Genomic DNA, 1,019 nt, shown 5'->3' with positions numbered 1-1,019 from the left:
CAACCCGCCACCGAACGCGTCACCTACACCCTCCAGCTCCACCCACTCACACCACGACCGCAGTCATCCTGAAACGATCAAGGAAGCGACGTTGAGCCGTGCCCGGGGCCAACCTCATGCGGTGGCTGCTCCTCAGCGCTGAAGCGCGGGATCAGCACCTGAATTGGGAGGCCGACGCGGAGGTGTGTGTCCGCATGCTTCGCGACGCGGCCGTCGACCGTCCCCACGACCCAGACCTTCAGCAGCTCATCACAGACACCCGCCAGAACCCCGCCGTACGCGACCTGTGGACCCGTGGCGCAGCCGACTTCGCTGACCACTATGACGGCCACGTGCTTCGGATGGTGTTCGACGGTCAGGTGACCGAACTGGTCGCCCACGTTCTGCAGCCCGCCGGTCTTCCCGGTTGCCGGATGACGATCCTGACCCAGCGTGCAGCCCGGGAGTCAGTAGGCGAGCAGCCGGTCCAGGCGGAGTGATGGGTCCCTCGGCCGTTAGGGCCCGTCGGTGAATAACTGGCGCGATTTTTGCTATACCACCGCAGGCCAGGGGCATACCAGAGCTCCACTTGAATCCCGACGGGCCCTTAGGTTATCCGTAGCCTGGTCGGGGAATCCCCGTCGGGCGGCCCCCGAATCGTCGGCCGGCCGGTCGCTAGGAGGCCCGCGGTGACGGTCTCCTCCGGGGGGCGCCAGCAGATTGTGGTGGTGCCGTGGCCATGGTCGACCCACCGCTTTGGCGCGTACGCAGCCGGATGTGGTCAATAGGTCATTCGCCCACGAGTTTGCGTGGGCGGCCTCCTGGACCGTACCGGTCGGGTACATCACTGCCAACGTCGGCGGAGTTGCTTGTTCCGCTTCGATCACTTGCTGACGCGATCCCTGACAAAGCCTTCGCGCAGCCGAGGACCGTGAGGACGGCTGCTCGGCCAGGCCCTCAACACCCTGCAGCGTGCCGCTGTTGAGGCAGCCGTCAAACAGGCCGAACTGCGGGCCGGGGTCTCCGAAGTCTTCGTCAAC

Annotated in this window: 1 protein-coding gene; it reads left to right on the top strand. The window is 65.9% G+C overall.

Going from position 1 to position 1,019, the window contains the following annotated elements; genetic code table 11:
* Positions 1 to 98: 98 nt before the first annotated feature.
* Positions 99 to 479: a hypothetical protein gene (locus tag AB0N07_RS52260; protein ID WP_365848195.1), complete on the top strand. Its 381-nt coding sequence runs from the start codon at positions 99 to 101 to the stop codon at positions 477 to 479.
* Positions 480 to 1,019 lie beyond the last annotated feature (540 nt).

It is taken from the genome of Streptomyces sp. NPDC051172 (assembly GCF_040682555.1).
Taxonomy (GTDB): domain Bacteria; phylum Actinomycetota; class Actinomycetes; order Streptomycetales; family Streptomycetaceae; genus Streptomyces.
The sequence above is the reverse complement of the archived record's forward strand: the minus strand, read 5'-3'. Positions and strand labels throughout refer to the sequence as shown.